The sequence below is a fragment of the Pantoea sp. BJ2 genome, assembly GCF_040255075.1.
In the GTDB taxonomy this organism is placed as follows: Bacteria; Pseudomonadota; Gammaproteobacteria; order Enterobacterales; family Enterobacteriaceae; genus Pantoea; species Pantoea leporis.
Map to the genome: position 1 here is coordinate 375090 of NZ_CP158293.1, position 18090 is coordinate 393179.

Here is an 18090-nt window from a genome sequence, read left to right on the forward strand (position 1 = left end):
CCTTAGCGATAAGCGTCTTTACAAATCACGACAAACACGCTTATTTATGCCTGCGCTGAGTAATCTTGCCAGAGCCACTTTCAGTGAAAAGAGGGGAGCCAATTGCGAAGTTTGTACGCCGATCATGTATTAGAGCGCATGCAGTTTATGCCGGAAGGGACGTTGCAGCAGCGTTTGCTGAGCTGTATGCAAGCCGCTATTGCAGAAGGCATTTTTCCGCGCGCCACGCGCTTGCCCGCCACGCGCGATTTGGCGCGCGAGCTGTCGGTGTCGCGCAACACGGTGTTGAACGTGTATGAGAATTTGATGGCACAAGGCTACGTCACGGCGCGTACCGGCAGCGGAACATGGATTGCAGAAAATTTGCCGGAGGGATCGCTGAACACGCCGCGCAACGTGGCGCCGATCGAAACGTTAACCGCGAAACCGGCGGCGATTTCCAAACGCGGCGCTTCGCTGCTCGGCCATGCCAATGCCTCGCCATATCAGTGGGGCGCTTTTGTGCCTGGCGCGCCGGATGTCACGCAGTTCCCGCATAAACTCTTCAGCCAGATTCAGGCGCGTCTGAACCGTGAACCGGATATCGAACGGCTGATCTACAGCAGCAACGGCGGCTGTGCACAGCTGCGTGCTGCTCTGGCGGAGTACCTGAGTGTGGCGCGTTCGGTACGCGCCGATGCCGACCAAATCATCATCACCGAAGGGATTCATCAGGCGGTGGATTTGGTTTCGCGCGTGTTGTGCGATCCCGGCGATCAGGTGTGGATCGAAGAGCCTGGTTATTGGGGGACGCGCAATCTGCTACGCATCAACGGACTGAAAATCAATGCCATTGCGGTGGATGAGCAGGGATTGATCCCCGATTTTCCGCCGCGCAGTCGCGCACCGAAGATGATTTTCGTGACACCGTCACATCAATATCCGCTGGGCGTGCATCTCAGCCTGGAGCGGCGCAAGCAGCTGCTCGATCTGGCGCGCAAACACAAAACCTGGCTGGTGGAAGATGATTACGACAGCGAGTTTCGCTTCTCCGGCCAGCCGTTCCCGTCGTTGCAAGGCTTTGAGCCGGATGCGCCGGTGATTTATATGGGCACTTTTAGCAAGACGCTTTATCCGGCGCTGCGTCTCGGTTATCTGGTGGTGCCAAAAGCGCTGGCGCAGCCGCTGCGCGTGGCGGCGGCGGAACTCTATCGCGGCGGGCATTTGCTGGTGCAGCGCGCGCTGGCAGAGTTCATCCAAAAAGGGCATTACATGTCGCACATTCGCCGCATGCGCAAGCTCTACAGCCAGCGGCGGCGCTTTATGGTGAGCCTGATTGAGCGTTATTTGGGCGCCGATTTTCTGCCGGTAGTGAATCATGAGGCGGGATTGCACCTGGTAATGAATTTGCCAACCGGCTGCGACGATGTGGCGGTCGCCGCGCTGGCGCTACGGCGCGGCGTTAAGGTGCGGCCGTTGTCGCAATATTATATGCATCCGCAGGAGCGGCGCGGCCTGCTGTTGGGTTTTGCCTGCGTCGATGAGCGGCAGTGTCAGGATGCGTTTGGTATTCTCAAAGGTTGTCTGGTCGAGGCAAAAATCATTTAAACAGTGAATAATCCGTAGCGGCGCAATTTGTTGCGCAATGTATATGGCAAAACACGCGCAATAAATGGCGCCGCTACGAAGGGTGCTCTATCGCTGGCCGATGGTGTTTAGCCGCTGCACAATTTCTGGCGTAAGTGTCACTTCGCTACTCGCCAGGTTCTGCTTCAGGTGCTCCGGCGATGACGTGCCCGGAATCAGCAGAATATTGGGCGAACGCTGCAGCAGCCACGCCAGCGCCACCTGCAGCGGCGTAGCATTGAGCTCATTCGCTACCTCGCTCAGCTGATCCGACTGCAGCGGTGAAAATCCGCCGAGGGGGAAAAATGGCACATAAGGAATGCCTTGCGCTGCCAGTTGGTCGAGCAGCGCCTCATCCTGACGATTGGCCAGATTATAGAGATTTTGCACGCAGGCGATCGGCGTCATCGCCTGGGCATCGGCCACCTGTTTAGCCGTCACGTTGCTCAGACCAATGTGTCGAACCAGCCCGCGCTCTTTTAGCTTGATCATCGCTTCAACCTGCGGCTCCAGCGAACCCTCTTTCGGTCCGTGCACGTCCAGCATCGAACGCAGATTCACCACTTCCATCACATCAAGCCCTAGATTGCGCAGGTTATCTTCCACCGCTTGCGTTAGCGCTTCTGGCGTGAATGCCGGTAACCAGCCGCCTTTATCGTTGCGGCGCGCGCCTACTTTGGTGACGATAACCAGATCGTCGGCGTAAGGGTGTAACGCTTTTTTGATCAGCTGATTGGTGATATGCGGACCGTAGAAGTCGCTGGTATCAATGTGATTCACGCCTGCTGCGACCGCATCGCGCAGCACCTGTAAAGCACGTGCTTCATCTTTCGGCGGACCAAACACGCCGGGACCGGCTAACTGCATGGCACCGTAACCGAGTCGTGCAACCTGGCGGTCGCCAAGGGTGTAAGTCAATGCTGGATGAGACATGGAAAGCTCCTTCGTCAGTGTGTGGTTAGATTGTAATCGCCAAAACGCTGTGCAACTATCCGTACAAATTGGGACACAGTGTACGAGGTAGCGAACAATGACATTGGATATCGTCTTGCTGCACGCGGTGGTGGCGGTGGCCAAAGCAGGCGGGTTTCGCGAGGCGGCGCGCATAACCGGCAGTAATCCGTCGCGCTTAAGTGATGCGGTGCGGCGTGCCGAAGAGCAACTTGGCGTACGGTTGTTTAATCGCACCACGCGCACCGTGGCGTTAAAAGAAGCCGGCAGGGCGCTGATGTCGCGCCTGCTTCCGGCGATGAACGAAGTGGATGCGGCGCTGGATGCGTTGAACACTTTCCGCGATACGCCGGGCGGCACCTTGCGCTTAAATGTGCCGGTGAGCGCCGCGCGCATTGTGTTACCGGCGATTGTGCCGGGATTTCTAAAGCGCTATCCCGATATCCAGCTGGAAGTGGTGGCGGAAAGTAATGTTCAGGATGTGTTCCGCGATAGCTGTGATGCCGGTATTCGTTACGACGATCATCTGGAGCAGGACATGGTGGCGCTGCCAATCGGTCCGCGCACCCAGCGCTTTGCCCTGGCGGCATCTCCCGCGTATCTGGCGCAATTCGGTAAACCACAGCATCCGCGCGACTTAGTGCAGCATCGCTGTTTACACGGACGCTATGCGACCGGCGTGATTGCCGAATGGGAATTTACCTGTGGCGAGGAAACCGTGCGCTTGCAGCCGAAAGGGCCGCTGATTTGCAGTATCGGCGCGGCGATGGACTTGACGGTTGAAGCAGCGATCGCCGGCTGCGGCGTAGTCTACCTGTTTGAAGATTGGATTAAACCGGCACTGAGTGATGGCAGCCTGCAGCCGATTTTGCCGGATTGGTGGCAAAGCTTCTCTGGCTTGTGGCTCTATTACAACGATCGCCGACTGATCCCGGCGCCGCTTCAGGCATTTCTGGATTATGTGCGCGAACTGAATTCAGGTGCAGAAGCGAAAAAAAGCCGATAACCGTTGCCAGTTATCGGCTTTTTCGCAACACAGGTGATTACGCGTTCAGCAGCTGATTTGCGGTTTTCTCAACCAGCGCCAGCAGGACTTTAACATCCTCCAGCGTTACGGTTGGGTTCAGCAAGGTCAGCTTCAGGCAGGTTACGCCCTGATTCTCTGTCACACCCACGTTGGCGCGGCCTGAATCCAGCAGCGCATCGCCGATACGCTGGTTGAACAGGGCAATCTGAGCGGTATCGGTCAGTTGCTCTGGACGATAGCGGAACAGCACGCTAGCCAGCTGCGGCTGCATTACCAGCTCCAGACGTGGTTCAGAGGTGACAAACTTCGCCACTTCCTGCGCCAGCGTGACACCGTGATCGATAATCGCCGCGTACTGTTTCTGACCCAGCGCTTCCAGGCCCATCCACAGTTTCAGCGCATCGAAACGACGCGTGGTCTGCAGGGATTTGGATACCAGATTCGGTACGCCGGCCTCTTCGTCAAACTCGGAGTTCAGGTAAGCCGCCTGATAGCGCATCAGCTCGTAATGACGCTCATCTTTCAGCAGGAACGCGCCGCAGCTGATGGTCTGGAAATACTGTTTATGGAAGTCCAAAGTGACGGAATCCACCCGCTCCAGGCCATCGAGGTAGTCGCGATACTTCTCGGACAGCAGCAGCGCGCCGCCCCATGCTGCATCAACGTGTACCCAAATGTTGCGCTCGGCAGCAATGCCGGCAATTTCACGCAGCGGATCGATCGCACCGGCATCGGTGGTACCGGCGGTCGCCACGATCGCCAGGATCTGTTCGCCGTTAGCGTCGGCCTGCGCCAGTTTGGCTTTCAGGTCTGACACGTCCATACGGGCGAACTCATCAGACTTCACCTGCACCACAGATTGGTAGCCATGGCCAAGCAGCGCCATGTTCTTCTGTACGGAGAAGTGCGCGTTTTCAGAACACAGCACTTTGATCTTACGCAGATCACCAGTGATCCCGTGCTGCTGCACCGAGTGACCCTGACGCTGATAGAAGGCGTCGCGTGCCAGCATCAGACCCATCAGGTTGCTCTGGGTGCCGCCGCTGGTGAACACACCGGCGTCGCCAGCCGGGTAACCCACTTGCGCACGCAGCCATTCGATCAGTTTGATCTCAATGATGGTGGCAGAAGGGCTCTGATCCCACGAATCCATACTCTGATTGGTGGCGTTGATCAGGACTTCTGCCGCCTGACTTACCACCAGACTCGGGCAGTGCAGATGCGCTACACATTGCGGGTGATGCACTGAAAGACTGTCTTTCAGGAAATATTCAATCGCGCGTTCAATCGCGGCCTGGTTACCCAGGCCGTTTGGATTGAAGTCGAGCGTGATACGCTCGCGCAGTTCGGCAACGCTTTTGCCTTGATACATCTCAGGCTGTTGCAGCCACTGCACAACCGCGGCGCTGCTCTGGGCAATCGCCTGCTGGTACGCCTCAATGCTCTGTGCAGAGGCGGCCAGAATCGGGTTTACTTCAGACATTTACTCTTCCAATCAAACAGGTTTGACGCCAGCGCCAATCAGCGCCTGCTCAAATTTATCCAGGAAAATCGCCAGCTCATCGTTGGTGATCAGCAGTGAAGGCAGCAGACGCAGAACTGCGCCATGACGGCCACCGCGCTCCAGAATCAGACCTGCTTCGAAGCACTTCTTCTGCAGCAGCGCAGAGAGTTCGCCGTCAGCCGGGAAGCTGCCCATGTGATCGGCCGCTTCGTTCGGTTTAACGATCTCAATACCGATCATCATGCCGAGACCACGAACGTGACCAATTACCGGGAAGCGTTTCTGCATCGCGGCCAGCTGCTGTTTCAGCCATTCACCCTGCGCGGCCACTTTGCCTGCAATATCCTGCTCTTTGAGGATTTTCAACGTGGTCAGGCCGGTAGCCATCGCCAGCTGGTTGCCACGGAAGGTGCCGGTGTGATGACCCGGTGACCAAACGTCGAACTGCTTTTTGATGCCCAGCACAGCCAGTGGCAGACCACCGCCCACAGCTTTAGACATCACGATAATGTCTGGCTCGATGCCGGCGTGTTCGAAGGCGAAGAATTTGCCGGTACGGGCAAAGCCAGCCTGAACTTCGTCGAGGATCAACAGAATGCCGTGTTCCTGCGTCACTTTACGGATGCGCTGCAGCCACTCAGCGGGTGCTGGGTTCACGCCGCCTTCGCCCTGAACGGCTTCGAGGATTACTGCAGCAGGCTTACGTACGCCGCTTTCCACGTCGTTGATCAGGTTGTCGAAATAATAGGTCAGCGCTTTCACGCCAGCTTCACCACCGATACCCAGCGGGCAACGATACTGATGCGGATAAGGCATGAACTGCACTTCTGGCATCATGCCATCTACCGCTTCTTTCGGTGCCAGGTTACCGGTGACGGACAGCGCGCCGTGCGTCATACCGTGATAACCGCCAGAGAAGCTGATCACGCCGCTACGGCCAGTGGCTTTCTTCGCCAGTTTCAGTGCGGCTTCAACTGCATCGGCACCAGAAGGGCCGGTGAACTGCAGGCAATAATCTTTACCCTGGCCTGGCAGCAGCGAGAGCAGAGACTCAGAGAACTGATCTTTCAGTGGAGTAGTCAGATCAAGAGTATGTAACGGCAAGCCGCTGGTAATGACATTTTGAATGCTCTGGAGAACATCAGGATGGTTGTGACCCAGTGCCAGCGTCCCTGCGCCAGCCAGACAGTCAAGATATTGTTTATTCTCAACATCTGTGATCCACACGCCATGGGCTTTAGCGATAGCTAAAGGCAGTTTGCGCGGGTAACTCCTAACGTTAGATTCAAACTCAGCCTGACGGGCTAAGAATGCGTCGTTATTTCCGTTGAATGCATTGGCACCAAAACTATCAATACGGACTTTATCCGTCATCATATCTCTCCTTCAACCGGGGCACGTAAGGCTCGCCAATTGACTAATTGAACAAAAAAGTAACAGCTGTGAAAAAACGCGGCCAATATAGAGCCTTTTGACCTACATCACAATGATTAATTTTGTTTAGATTTGTTTACTCTTTCCATATATGAATCAGGGCGTTGGCCAGAAATTGGCCACTTAATTTCGCACCGCAGTTGGGGTGGTTAAAAAATAATCGAATGAATAAAGAGACTTATAGCCGCTAAGGCGATCCACGGACCAAAGGCGATGACGTGATTGAGCTCGCGCTGCCCGCTAACTCTGGAAATCAAAACACATAAAATAGCGCCGCCCGAAGCCAATAAAAGCACCCAGGGTAAAAGCGACCAGCCCAACCAGGCGCCGATTGCCGCCAGCAGTTTTGCATCGCCCATCCCTAATCCCTCAATCCCTCTAATCCATTGATATAAAATTGATAGCGCCCACAACAAGCAATATCCCGCTATGGATCCCCATACCGCTTCTTGTAATGAGCCGGGTAGCCATCCCATCGCTTTAAACAGCAGCGCAATCCACAGCAAGGGCAGCGTAATCACATCCGGTAAAAGCAGATGTTCGAGGTCAATAAAGGCTAATACCGTTAACGCCCAGAACAATATGAGCGCGCCCAGCAATTGCATATTGACTGGCATCAGCCAGATAAGCAGCAGCGTCAGAAGCGCGGTAATTACCTCCACCTGTGGATAACGCCCGCTGATTTTACAATGGCAATAACGGCATTTACCGCGTAACAGTAACCAACTTATGAGCGGAATGTTGTCGCGCCAGCGCAGCGCGGTGGTGCATTGGTGGCAGTGAGAGGGCGGACAACACACATTTAGCGGAGTGTTCGGGTGCACTATTTGCAATGGCAACCGCGAGATCACCACGTTAAGAAAGCTGCCTACGGCCAATCCTAATAGGCCACTAATTAAGCCATATACGTATTCCATTACTCATACCTCGCGCCATCCAGGCTTGTCGTTGCCAGGACTTTACGCCGAAGCGAGGATAGGTGCGAGAGGTAAAAGGGCGTTACAGCGGCATACATCGGGATTGCAGAGCGGGCTCCAGAAATGGAGAGGAGAAGATTAAGCTTGCTGCTTGAACAGCTGAATCGCTTCCTGAACATTGCTGGTATTCAATGACATTACGCGGTCGTTATTAAGGAACACATCGTAGTGGCCGGCGTTATAGCGGAACACATATAGATCGCCGCGATAGCGCAATCCTTTGGTTTTCACCCCAATATGGTGGCGGCGCAGCGCTGCCTGAGAAAGTCTGTCAGTAGCCGTACTCATCGCATTATCCTCCAGACGTTATAAGACATATCCTGACTTAGTATAGGGTCAAAACCTTAATTTAACCTTAAGAAGTGTGCTGGTTCATGATGATAAACCGGCAAATTTGACCCTTCCTCTACCAATCCTCAACGTGTCAGAAAAAGCCGACTTAGTACCCTTCTCATTTAATGTTGCGTTAAGTTAACCCGCGTATTTTGGAATAAATGGCCGTTAAATAGTGCTTAATTCCAAGGTAACATAATGAATTTTCTACCATTCTCACGGCCCTCGTTGGGTGAAGAAGAGTTAGCCGCCGTTAAATCGGTGTTTGAGTCGGGTTGGATCACCACCGGCCCGAAAAATGCCGAACTGGAAGAGGCTTTTTGCCAGCTCACTGGCAATCAGCATGCGATTGCTGTCAGCTCCGCCACGGCGGGGATGCACGTCACGCTGCTGGCGCTGGGCATCCAGCCCGGCGATGAGGTGATCACGCCTTCGCTAACCTGGGTTTCCACCATCAACATCATCACGCTGCTGGGTGCGACGCCGGTGATGATCGATATCGATCGCGACACCTTGATGGTAACGCCGGAGCTGATTGAAGCGGCGATCACGCCGCGTACGCGCGCCATCATTCCGGTGCATTACGCTGGCGCGCCCGCCGATATAGATGCCATTCGCGCTATTGGTGAGCGCCATGGCATTCCGGTGATTGAAGATGCGGCGCACGCCGCAGGCTGTTATTACAAAGAAAAGCACGTTGGCCAGCAGGGCACGGCGATCTTCTCCTTCCACGCCATCAAAAACATGACCTGCGCCGAAGGTGGCTTGATTGTCACCGATGATGCGGCGTTGGCCGACCGCATGCGCAGTCTGAAATTCCACGGACTCGGCGTCGATGCGTACGATCGCCACACGCACGGCCGCAAGCCGCAGGCCGAAGTGATCATGCCGGGTTTCAAATACAACCTGCCAGATATCAGCGCAGCAATTGCTTTGGTGCAGCTGAAAAAGTTGCCCGCCATCAATCAGCGCCGCGCGGCGATTGCGCAGCGCTATCTCACTGAACTGGCGAATACGCCGTTTCTGCCGCTGGCGCAGCCAGAATGGCCACATCAACACGCGTGGCATCTGTTCATTATTCGCGTTGATGAGGCGCAGTGCGGCATCAGCCGTGATGCGCTTATGGAAACCTTGAAAGCGCAGGATATCGGCACCGGGCTGCATTTCCGTGCCGCGCACACCCACAAATATTACCGCGAACGCTATCCGCAACTCTCGTTGCCGCACACCGAATGGAATAGCGATCGCATCTGCTCAATCCCGTTGTTCCCTGATATGCGCGATGAAGATGTCACGCGCGTGATTAGCGCATTACGTCATATCGCTGGAGTTTGACATGCTGGAAGAAAAAGCCATTCGCAAAGTCTCCGTGGTGATCCCGGTGTACAACGAAGAGGAGAGCCTGCCGGAACTGGTGCGTCGTACTGATGCGGCCTGTGCGGGATTAAATCTGGCGTACGAGATTCTGCTGGTCGATGACGGCAGCAGCGATCGCTCAGGCGAGATGATTGCCGATGCCGCCGATATGCCGGGCAGCCATGTGGTTGGCGTATTGCTGAACCGTAATTACGGCCAGCACTCAGCAATCATGGCGGGCTTTAGCCACGTCAGCGGCGATTTAATCATCACGCTGGATGCCGACCTGCAAAACCCGCCGGAAGAGATCCCGAACCTGGTGAAAGCGGCTAAGCAGGGCTATGACGTGGTGGGCACCGTACGTCAAAACCGTCAGGACAGCTGGTTTCGCCGTCGCGCCTCACGCACCATCAATCATCTGATTCAGCGCGTCACTGGCAAAGCGATGGGCGATTACGGCTGCATGCTGCGCGCTTATCGCCGCCATATCGTCGATGCGATGCTGAACTGCCACGAACGCAGCACCTTTATTCCCATCCTTGCCAACACCTTTGCGCGCCGCACCATTGAGCTGCCGGTGGCGCACGCCGAGCGCGAATTTGGCGATTCAAAGTACAGCTTTATGCGGCTGATTAACCTGATGTATGACCTGGTCACTTGCCTGACCACCACGCCGCTGCGCTTGCTGAGCATCGTCGGCAGTTTGATTGCGCTGGCCGGTTTTGCCTTCTCGCTGATTCTGATTGTGCTGCGTCTGTTCCTCGGCGCGGCATGGGCCGGTGATGGCGTGTTCCTGCTGTTCGCGGTGCTGTTTATTTTTATCGGCGCGCAGTTCATCGGTATGGGATTACTCGGCGAATACATCGGCCGCATTTACAACGACGTACGCGCCCGTCCGCGCTACTTCATCCAACGTGTGATTCACCCACAGCAAAACGCCTCATCTGTACAGGAAATTGAGCAATGAAAACTGTCGTCTTCGCCTACGCCGAAATGGGCTGTGCGGGTATTTCTGCACTTCTGAACGCTGGCTATGAAATCAGCGCTATTTTCACCCACTCAGACACAGGAACTGAGAGCCACTTTTTCGACTCCGTTGCGCGTTTAGCCGCTGAGCAGGGCATTCCGGTCTATGCGCCGGAGGATGTCAATCATCCGCTGTGGGTCGATCGCATTAAAACCATGGCACCGGATTACATCTTCTCTTTCTATTACCGCGCTTTGTTGAACGACAGCATTCTCAGCTGTGCGCGTTTGGGTGCCTTTAACCTGCACGGTTCGCTGCTGCCCAAATACCGTGGCCGCGCACCGCTGAACTGGGTGCTGGTCAATGGCGAAACCGAAACCGGCGTAACGCTGCACCGCATGGTGAAGCGCGCCGATGCCGGTGACATCGTGGCGCAACAGCGCGTGGCGATTGACGAGCAGGACAACGCGTTAACGCTGCATCGCAAGCTGGTTGCCTGTGCAACGCAGGTGCTGGAAGGCGCATTACCGGCGGTGAAACGCGGCGATATCGTTACCACACCACAAAATGAGCGCGAAGCCACGGTTGTGGGGCGCCGCACGCCAGAAGATGGCCGCATTAAATGGGAACAACCGGCGCACACGGTCAATAATCTGGTGCGCGCGGTGACCTATCCGTGGCCCGGCGCGTTCGCCTATGCCGGAACGGTGAAATTCGTGGTGTGGAAAAGTCGCGTACACAGCACTGAACATCAGGCCAAACCGGGTACCGTGCTTTCTGTTGAGCCATTCCTGATCGCCTGCGCTGAAGGCGCGCTGGAAGTGGTGACCGGTCAAAGCGATAACGGCGTGTTTATGAACGGCAGCCAGCTGGCGCAAAACCTCGGTATGGTGAAGGGCGCCTTGCTCTATTCTCAGCCAGTGGCGGCGGTGAAACGACGCACGCGCGTGCTGATTCTCGGCGTGAACGGTTTTATCGGTAACCACCTCACCGAGCGTCTGCTGCAGGATGATAACTTCGAAGTCTACGGTTTAGACATCGGTTCTGACGCCATCAGCCGTTTCCTCGATCAGCCACGCTTCCACTTTGTCGAAGGCGACATCAGCATTCACTCAGAATGGATCGAGTATCACATTAAGAAGTGCGACGTGGTGTTGCCATTGGTGGCCATCGCCACGCCGATTGAGTACACACGCAATCCGCTGCGCGTGTTTGAGCTCGACTTTGAAGAGAACCTCAAAATCATTCGTGACTGCGTGAAGTACAAAAAGCGCATCATTTTCCCATCGACTTCCGAAGTGTACGGCATGTGTACCGATCAGCATTTCGATGAGGATCACTCCAATCTGGTGGTTGGGCCGATCAATAAACAGCGCTGGATATATTCGGTGTCTAAGCAGCTGCTGGACCGCGTGATTTGGGCTTACGGTGAGAAAGAAGGGCTGCGCTTTACGCTGTTCCGTCCGTTTAACTGGATGGGGCCGCGCCTCGATAATCTGAATGCCGCGCGTATCGGCAGTTCTCGTGCTATCACGCAGCTGATCCTCAATCTGGTGGAAGGTTCACCAATTAAGCTGATTGATGGCGGCGCACAGAAGCGCTGCTTCACCGATATTCGCGACGGCATCGAAGCGCTGTTCCGTATTATCGAAAACAAACAGAACAACTGCGACGGCCAGATCGTCAACATCGGTAACCCGGATAACGAAGCCAGCATCAAAGAGTTGGCCGAGCGTCTGCTGGCGAGTTTCGAACGTCACCCGCTGCGCAGCAACTTCCCGCCGTTTGCCGGCTTCCGTGAAGTGGAAAGCAGCAGCTATTACGGCAAAGGTTATCAGGACGTGGAACACCGTAAGCCGTCGATCAAAAACGCGCGTCGTCTGCTGGACTGGACGCCAACCGTAGAGATGGATACCACCATCGATAACACGCTGGACTTCTTCCTGCGCACCGTTGAGCTACAGGATAAACCATGAAGAAAGTCGGTTTGCGTGTCGATGTCGATACCTGGCGCGGCACCCAACTTGGCGTGCCGGCGTTACTGGAGCAATTCAGTTTGCATCAGCTGCAGGCCAGTTTTTTCTTCAGCGTTGGGCCGGACAATATGGGGCGCCACTTGTGGCGCCTGTTAAAACCGCGTTTCCTGTGGAAAATGCTGCGGTCGCGCGCCGCATCACTCTACGGCTGGGATATTTTGCTGGCCGGCACCGCCTGGCCGGGACGTGAGATTGGTCGCGGTCTGGAGGAGATCATCAGCGCCACCGCCGATCATCATGAAGTCGGTTTGCATGCGTGGGATCACTTTGCCTGGCAAACCTGGGCGGGCGTGTGGCCGCAAGAGAAACTGGTTGAGCAAATTGCGCGCGGTAAACAGGCGCTGGAAGCGATCATCGGTGACAATGTCACCTGTTCAGCGGTGGCGGGCTGGCGCGCTGATGGCCGCGTGGTGGCTGCCAAGCAGCAGTTTGGTTTCAGCTACAACAGTGATTGTCGCGGCAGCGGTCCATTTATACCGATTCTCAGTGATGGCAGCCCCGGCACGGTACAAATCCCGGTGACCTTGCCGACCTGGGATGAAGTGGTTGGGCAATCGGTGAGCGCGGAAGGTTTTAATGACTTCATCCTCGAGCAAATCCATGCCGCAAGCGGTTCGCCGGTTTACACCATTCATGCCGAAGTGGAAGGGATTGTCGGGCTTGAGGCGTTCGCCGATCTGCTGAGGCGTGCGGAGCAGCAAGACATTCAGTTCTGTCCGCTCAGCGCCTTATTACCCGACGATCTCACTGCGCTGCCACAGGGCAATATCGTACGCGGGCATATTCCCGGACGTGAAGGCTGGCTAGGCTACCAGCGTTAATTTTACAGGAACCACGGATGCGTACAGGCACTAAAACCGTGTTACTTATCGCGCTCTTCGCGCTGTTTTACCTGATGCCGATTGAGTTCCGCGCCTTATGGCAGCCGGACGAAACCCGCTATGCCGAAATCAGCCGGGAAATGCTGTTTAGCGGCAATTGGGTGGTGCCGCATTTCTTCGATCTGCGCTACTTCGAGAAACCGATTGCCGGTTATTGGGTCAATAACCTCGGCCAGTTGCTGTTTGGTCACACCAACTTTGGCGTGCGCGCCGGATCGATTTTCAGCACCACGTTGAGCGCGGTATTGGTGTATTGGCTTGGCACGCAGATGTTCGCCAGCCGTAAAATCGCGCTGAGCGGCAGCATTATTTTTCTCACCTCGTTGCTGGTGTACGGCGTCGGCACTTACGCGGTGCTCGATCCGATCCTGATGCTGTGGCTGGTCGCGGCAATGTGCAGTTACTGGCTGGCGTCGCAGGCCAGTAGCACGCGGCAACGATTGATCGGATATGTGTTGCTGGGTGCGGCCTGCGCGATGGGCTTTATGACCAAAGGTTTCCTCGCGCTGGCGGTGCCAGTATTGGCGATTCTGCCGTGGGCCATCTGGCAACGTCGCTTTGGTGAATTGCTGCGTTGGGGGCCGCTGACGATGTTGGTCGCTGCGCTGCTCAGCACGCCGTGGGCGCTGGCGATTCATCAGCAGGAAGGCGATTTCTGGCATTACTTCTTCTGGGTCGAGCATATACAGCGTTTCGCCGAGTCGGACGCGCAGCACAAAGCGCCATTCTGGTATTACATTCCGGTGCTGTTGGCAGGCTGTTTGCCGTGGCTGGCGCTGCTGCCGGGATCGCTGGTTGGTGCGTGGCGTCAGCGCAGCCAGCAAGCGGGTTCGATTTATCTGTTGAGCTGGGTGCTGTTACCGCTGCTGTTTTTCAGCATCGCTAAAGGCAAACTGCCGACCTACATTTTACCGTGCTTCGCGCCGCTGGCCTTGCTGATGGCGCATTACGCGCACAGCGCTTCGACAAAGGTGGTTACAGCGCTAAAGGTGAATGGTTGGATCAATCTGCTGTTCGGTTTGGTCATCACCATTGTGGTTTTAGTGGTGCTGGCACCCTGGGGCGTTGCGCATCGTCCGGTTTATAGCGGCGATGAAGGGATGGGCGTGCTCTGTGCGGCGCTCTCCTTTATAGGTTGGGCCGTGATGGGCTGGCTGAGCCGCAAGCCGGAGAAGGGTCGCTGGCAGTTAGCCGCGCTCTGTCCGCTGGCGCTGGCGTTACTGGTGGGTTTTGCCATTCCTGACAAGGTGCGCGATGCCAAGCAGCCACAGAGTTTTGTTAGCGCGGTACACGATCAGCTGGCGGATAGCCGTTATCTGCTGGCAAACAATCCTGGCGTGGCATCGGCGGTGGCCTGGGAACTGCAGCGCAGCGACATCAATTTCTACGATGCCAAAGGCGAATTGCAATATGGCCTGAGTTATCCAGATGCAAAGTCACATTATATTAATGCAGATAACTTTGCCGACTGGCTGCGTATCCATCGTCGGCTGGGCAAGGTTTCGCTGGTTTTGATGCTGAATGCCAGCGACAGCACGCCGGATAAAAACCTGCCGGAACCGGATGATGTCTATCGTCAGGGCCGCCTGGTTTACTACGGCTATGATGCTAAACCATGAATCTGCTGCTGATTTTACTGGTGAGCGTGCTGAGCTGTGCCGCCCAGCTGTGTCAAAAGCAGGCGGCCCATCTCGGTATCAAAAAGGGGATTTCCTGGCTGGCGCTCAGCATCCTGCTGCTCGGTATCGGCATGCTGCTGTGGCTGGCGGTGCTGCGCGTGGTGCCGGTAAGCGTGGCCTATCCGATGTTGAGTCTCAACTTTGTGTTGGTGGCCATCGCCGCGCGGCTGATCTGGCGTGAAACTTACAGCGTGCAGCAGTGGATCGGCACGCTGGCGATTGTTGCTGGCGTGGCGCTGATGGGAAGTCATCTATGAAAGGCGTGATGCTGGCGCTGTGCAGCGTGTTGCTGGTATCGCTGGCGCAACTGGTGCTGCGGTTGGCGATGCTGGATTTCCCGCCATTAAGTGAATTGCTGAGTGTGCAGCACTGGAAAGCGCTGCTGCTGTTGGCGATGGGCCTCGGGGCGTATGCGCTGTCGATGTTGTGCTGGATGCTGGCGCTGCGCCAGCTGCCGCTTAACCGGCTCTATCCGCTGCTCAGTTTGAGTTATGTAGTGGTGTGGCTGGCCGCGATTTCCTTGCCGATTTTGGGCGAAACCTTCCGCTGGAGTAGCTTTGCTGGCGTGGTGCTGATCGTGTTTGGCTTGATGCTGGTTTCGCTGCCGCGCCGTAAGTGATGGTGTTTATTTATGCACATACCGTAGCGGCGCAATTTATTGCGCAATAAATTGCGCCGCTTAGGAAGGGGCAGTGATGTGACACGGCGCTTAATTGAAAGGCATTACGCCACTCATGGCGATCTTTTTTATTTAACCCCTCAAAGGCATCCCTAAATAAATACATCACCCTGATGTAAATCCATCAAAATAAAAATCCCAAAATGCTTGAACTCACACTTCGAAAAACAAATTCCAAATAAAAATTAACATGAAATAAAAACACCGCTAGCGTGAGTGCTCTGTTTTGTTCTGCCGTATTTCCTTAATTTTTTTCACCAGGAGGTATTATGGAAAGAGAACTTTATATATCCACTAACACCGCTTCCGGCCCCAATAGCGCCACGCGCACCGAGCCATTTGTTAAAATTATTGCGCTGGTCGCCACGCTGGGTGGATTGCTGTTCGGCTACGATACCGGTGTAGTATCAGGCGCTTTACTATTTATGCGTGACGATCTGCAGCTCACGCCCTTTACCACCGGGTTAGTCACCAGTTCACTGCTGTTTGGCGCCGCTTTTGGCGCGCTGCTCGCCGGTCATTTCGCGGACGCGCTGGGACGCCGCAAGATCATCATTTCTCTGGCCTTTATTTTTGCCCTTGGCGCCATCGGTTCGGCCTTCGCGCCGGATGTCATCTCAATGATTGCTTCACGTCTGTTCCTCGGTATCGCCGTCGGTGGCGCAGCGGCCACGGTGCCGGTGTATATCGCGGAAATTGCCCCGGCGAACAAGCGCGGTCAACTGGTGACCTTGCAGGAGCTGATGATTGTTTCAGGTCAGCTGCTGGCGTACGTCTCCAACGCCACTTTCAATGAAATCTGGGGTGGAGAACACACGTGGCGCTGGATGATCGCTATCTCAACTGTGCCAGCGGTATTGCTGTGGTTGGGCATGATCTTTATGCCGGAAAGCCCGCGCTGGCTCGTAATGCGCGGTAATAGCCAGCAAGCACGCAAAGTACTGGAGAAAACCCGCGCGGCCGATGACGTCGAATGGGAGCTGGAAGAGATAGAAGAAACCATCGAAGAGAACCGGCAACAGGGCAAAGGCCGCCTGCGCGATTTGCGTACGCCGTGGCTGCGCAAAGTGTTCCTGCTTGGTATCGGCATCGCGGCGATTCAGCAGCTGACCGGCGTCAACACCATCATGTATTACGCGCCTACCATGCTGACGGCAACCGGCTTGAGCAACGATGCCGCGCTGTTCGCCACCATCGCCAACGGCGTGATTTCGGTGCTGATGACGCTGATCGGTATCTGGATGATCGGCAAAATCGGCCGTCGTCCGCTGGTACTGGTTGGTCAGATGGGCTGCACCGCGTGCCTGTTTTTTATCGCCGCAGTGTGTTTCTTCATGCCGGAATATCACCCGGCAGGCGACGTCAATCTGCTGCGCGCCTATCTGGTTCTGGCGGGCATGCTGATGTTTCTTTGCTTCCAGCAAGGCGCGTTGTCGCCGGTTACCTGGCTATTACTTTCCGAGATCTTTCCAGCGCGGATGCGCGGTATTTGCATGGGCGGCGCGGTATTTGCGTTGTGGATGGCCAACTTCGCCATTTCCATGGCGTTCCCGTTGCTGTTGGCGGCATTTGGTCTGGCCGGTGCCTTCTTAACCTTTGCCGTGATTGGTATTGGGGGATCGATGTTCGTGTTGCGCACCATCCCGGAAACCAAAGGACGCAGCCTGGAACAGGTCGAGCACTATTTCCATGAGTTGTACAAATGATGTTGCATTGATGTAAATCAATCAAGGTTCTGGCAGAGCAGCAAAACAACATCGCTTACTATCGCAAGATATCGACGCGACATGACAAAACAGAAGCTAATAAATATTACTCTTTCAGGATAGAACACACCATGACCTACAAAATAAGCCATGACCGACTCTGCGTTAATCGTAAAATCGCGCCTAATCTTAGTCTCGAGCGTTTTTTCTCGCTGGTTGAAAAGCTGGGGTTAAATAAAGTCGAAATCCGCAATGATATGAAAAGTGGTAGCGTGACCGATAATTTAACAGGCGAAGAAGTTCGCAATCTCGCGACGCAGCATGCTTTTACCATTGAAACTATTAATGCGGTTTATCCGTTTAACCAATTAAGCGATGACGTGCTGGAGAAAACGCGCGCTTTATTAAAAGACGCGCATGCCACCGGTGCGAAAGCGTTAGTCCTTTGCCCACTGAATGACGGCACCGTTATTTCCCAGCAGCAAACCGTCGATGCGTTAAAAACGCTGGCGCCACTGTTTGCCGAATATGGCATTGCCGGTCTGGTGGAACCGCTCGGTTTCCCGCAAAGCTCGCTGCGTTCAGCGGCTCTGGCACAGCAGCTGATCAAACAAGCCGGCGCGCCGTTCAAAATCGTACTGGATACCTTTCACCATCATTTGTACGAAGGGGCTGAACAAGACTTTGCTGGCGGCGTCGACGTCAACAATATCGGGCTGGTGCATTTGTCCGGCGTGACCGACGCGCGCCCAACGCATCAGTTAACCGACGAAGAGCGCATCATGTTAAGCGCCGACGATGTGCTGAAATCGAAACAACAAGTGCAGCGTCTGGAAGAGATGGGCTATCGCGGCATTTACGCTTTCGAACCGTTTTCGTCGGTGATGGATAACTGGAGCGAAGAACAAATTGCTCGTGAAATCCACTCCAGCATTGCTTACCTGAATAACTAAGG

Annotated in this window: 16 protein-coding genes; 11 read left to right on the forward strand and 5 right to left on the reverse strand. The window is 55.2% G+C overall.

The window, feature by feature from the left end; genetic code table 11:
- The first annotated feature begins 102 nt into the window (after positions 1–102).
- Complete coding sequence (locus AAF463_RS21220) at positions 103–1587, forward strand: PLP-dependent aminotransferase family protein (RefSeq protein WP_350262420.1); 1485 nt, start codon at positions 103–105, stop codon at positions 1585–1587.
- Between the two features lie 87 nt (positions 1588–1674).
- Here the strand turns inward: AAF463_RS21220 and AAF463_RS21225 are convergent, their stop codons facing one another.
- A complete protein-coding gene (locus AAF463_RS21225) occupies positions 1675–2538 on the reverse strand; it encodes an aldo/keto reductase family oxidoreductase (protein WP_137386925.1) in 864 nt (287 codons plus the stop codon).
- Positions 2539–2635: 97 nt separating this feature from the next.
- Between AAF463_RS21225 and AAF463_RS21230 the strand changes: the two genes are divergently transcribed.
- Positions 2636–3562 (forward strand): LysR family transcriptional regulator, encoded by a 927-nt coding sequence (locus AAF463_RS21230; protein WP_350262421.1) that lies wholly within the window; start codon positions 2636–2638, stop codon positions 3560–3562.
- Between the two features lie 37 nt (positions 3563–3599).
- Here AAF463_RS21230 and AAF463_RS21235 read toward each other — a convergent pair whose 3' ends face one another.
- The 4 genes from AAF463_RS21235 to AAF463_RS21250 form a co-directional block, all read right to left on the reverse strand.
- Entirely contained in the window at positions 3600–5066 is a 1467-nt protein-coding gene (locus AAF463_RS21235; protein WP_336768179.1) for an aspartate aminotransferase family protein, read from the reverse strand.
- 12 nt (positions 5067–5078) lie between these two features.
- Positions 5079–6464: a diaminobutyrate--2-oxoglutarate transaminase gene (locus tag AAF463_RS21240; RefSeq protein WP_110866938.1), complete on the reverse strand. Its 1386-nt coding sequence runs from the start codon at positions 6462–6464 to the stop codon at positions 5079–5081.
- 206 nt (positions 6465–6670) lie between these two features.
- Positions 6671–7438: an A24 family peptidase gene (locus AAF463_RS21245; protein WP_350262422.1), complete on the reverse strand. Its 768-nt coding sequence runs from the start codon at positions 7436–7438 to the stop codon at positions 6671–6673.
- Positions 7439–7576: 138 nt separating this feature from the next.
- Entirely contained in the window at positions 7577–7786 is a 210-nt protein-coding gene (locus AAF463_RS21250; protein WP_101761453.1) for a hypothetical protein, read from the reverse strand.
- Between the two features lie 243 nt (positions 7787–8029).
- Here AAF463_RS21250 and arnB point away from each other — a divergent pair, with 243 nt between their 5' ends.
- The 9 genes from arnB (at position 8030) to AAF463_RS21295 (ending at position 18088) form a co-directional block, all read left to right on the forward strand.
- Positions 8030–9166, forward strand: a complete 1137-nt coding sequence (gene arnB, locus AAF463_RS21255) for a UDP-4-amino-4-deoxy-L-arabinose aminotransferase (RefSeq protein WP_271460397.1) — start codon at positions 8030–8032, stop codon at positions 9164–9166.
- Between the two features lies 1 nt (position 9167).
- Positions 9168–10154: an undecaprenyl-phosphate 4-deoxy-4-formamido-L-arabinose transferase gene (gene arnC / locus AAF463_RS21260; protein ID WP_217548156.1), complete on the forward strand. Its 987-nt coding sequence runs from the start codon at positions 9168–9170 to the stop codon at positions 10152–10154.
- Positions 10151–12130 carry a bifunctional UDP-4-amino-4-deoxy-L-arabinose formyltransferase/UDP-glucuronic acid oxidase ArnA gene (arnA, locus tag AAF463_RS21265; RefSeq protein ID WP_350262423.1) on the forward strand — a complete coding sequence of 660 codons (1980 nt, stop codon included), beginning with the start codon at positions 10151–10153 and terminating at the stop codon, positions 12128–12130. The genes arnC and arnA overlap by 4 nt, the downstream gene beginning before the upstream one ends.
- The gene (gene arnD, locus AAF463_RS21270) at positions 12127–13011 is read left to right on the forward strand and encodes a 4-deoxy-4-formamido-L-arabinose-phosphoundecaprenol deformylase (protein WP_350262424.1); all 885 of its coding nucleotides are present in this window, start codon (positions 12127–12129) and stop codon (positions 13009–13011) included. The genes arnA and arnD overlap by 4 nt, the downstream gene beginning before the upstream one ends.
- 17 nt (positions 13012–13028) lie before the next feature.
- Positions 13029–14690, forward strand: coding sequence for a lipid IV(A) 4-amino-4-deoxy-L-arabinosyltransferase (arnT, locus tag AAF463_RS21275; RefSeq protein ID WP_350262425.1), 1662 nt, complete (start codon positions 13029–13031; stop codon positions 14688–14690).
- The gene (gene arnE, locus AAF463_RS21280; protein WP_101761459.1) at positions 14687–15007 is read left to right on the forward strand and encodes a 4-amino-4-deoxy-L-arabinose-phosphoundecaprenol flippase subunit ArnE; all 321 of its coding nucleotides are present in this window, start codon (positions 14687–14689) and stop codon (positions 15005–15007) included. The genes arnT and arnE overlap by 4 nt, the downstream gene beginning before the upstream one ends.
- Positions 15004–15369, forward strand: coding sequence for a 4-amino-4-deoxy-L-arabinose-phosphoundecaprenol flippase subunit ArnF (gene arnF, locus AAF463_RS21285; protein WP_350262426.1), 366 nt, complete (start codon positions 15004–15006; stop codon positions 15367–15369). The genes arnE and arnF overlap by 4 nt, the downstream gene beginning before the upstream one ends.
- A gap of 329 nt (positions 15370–15698) precedes the next feature.
- Complete coding sequence (locus AAF463_RS21290) at positions 15699–17135, forward strand: sugar porter family MFS transporter (RefSeq protein ID WP_222233968.1); 1437 nt, start codon at positions 15699–15701, stop codon at positions 17133–17135.
- 131 nt (positions 17136–17266) lie between these two features.
- Positions 17267–18088 (forward strand): TIM barrel protein, encoded by an 822-nt coding sequence (locus AAF463_RS21295; RefSeq protein ID WP_336768190.1) that lies wholly within the window; start codon positions 17267–17269, stop codon positions 18086–18088.
- The last annotated feature ends 2 nt before the right edge of the window (positions 18089–18090 follow it).

Excerpts from the sequence above, each read along its gene's own strand:
- AAF463_RS21225 (WP_137386925.1), bottom strand. The coding sequence starts at position 2,538 with ATGTCTCATCCAGCATTGACTTACACCCTTGGCGACCGCCAGGTTGCA.
- AAF463_RS21230 (WP_350262421.1), top strand. The coding sequence starts at position 2,636 with ATGACATTGGATATCGTCTTGCTGCACGCGGTGGTGGCGGTGGCCAAA.
- AAF463_RS21235 (WP_336768179.1), bottom strand. The coding sequence starts at position 5,066 with ATGTCTGAAGTAAACCCGATTCTGGCCGCCTCTGCACAGAGCATTGAG.
- AAF463_RS21240 (WP_110866938.1), bottom strand. The coding sequence starts at position 6,464 with ATGATGACGGATAAAGTCCGTATTGATAGTTTTGGTGCCAATGCATTC.
- AAF463_RS21245 (WP_350262422.1), bottom strand. The coding sequence starts at position 7,438 with ATGGAATACGTATATGGCTTAATTAGTGGCCTATTAGGATTGGCCGTA.
- AAF463_RS21250 (WP_101761453.1), bottom strand. The coding sequence starts at position 7,786 with ATGAGTACGGCTACTGACAGACTTTCTCAGGCAGCGCTGCGCCGCCAC.
- arnB (WP_271460397.1), top strand. The coding sequence starts at position 8,030 with ATGAATTTTCTACCATTCTCACGGCCCTCGTTGGGTGAAGAAGAGTTA.
- arnC (WP_217548156.1), top strand. The coding sequence starts at position 9,168 with ATGCTGGAAGAAAAAGCCATTCGCAAAGTCTCCGTGGTGATCCCGGTG.
- arnA (WP_350262423.1), top strand. The coding sequence starts at position 10,151 with ATGAAAACTGTCGTCTTCGCCTACGCCGAAATGGGCTGTGCGGGTATT.
- arnD (WP_350262424.1), top strand. The coding sequence starts at position 12,127 with ATGAAGAAAGTCGGTTTGCGTGTCGATGTCGATACCTGGCGCGGCACC.
- arnT (WP_350262425.1), top strand. The coding sequence starts at position 13,029 with ATGCGTACAGGCACTAAAACCGTGTTACTTATCGCGCTCTTCGCGCTG.
- arnE (WP_101761459.1), top strand. The coding sequence starts at position 14,687 with ATGAATCTGCTGCTGATTTTACTGGTGAGCGTGCTGAGCTGTGCCGCC.
- arnF (WP_350262426.1), top strand. The coding sequence starts at position 15,004 with ATGAAAGGCGTGATGCTGGCGCTGTGCAGCGTGTTGCTGGTATCGCTG.
- AAF463_RS21290 (WP_222233968.1), top strand. The coding sequence starts at position 15,699 with ATGGAAAGAGAACTTTATATATCCACTAACACCGCTTCCGGCCCCAAT.
- AAF463_RS21295 (WP_336768190.1), top strand. The coding sequence starts at position 17,267 with ATGACCTACAAAATAAGCCATGACCGACTCTGCGTTAATCGTAAAATC.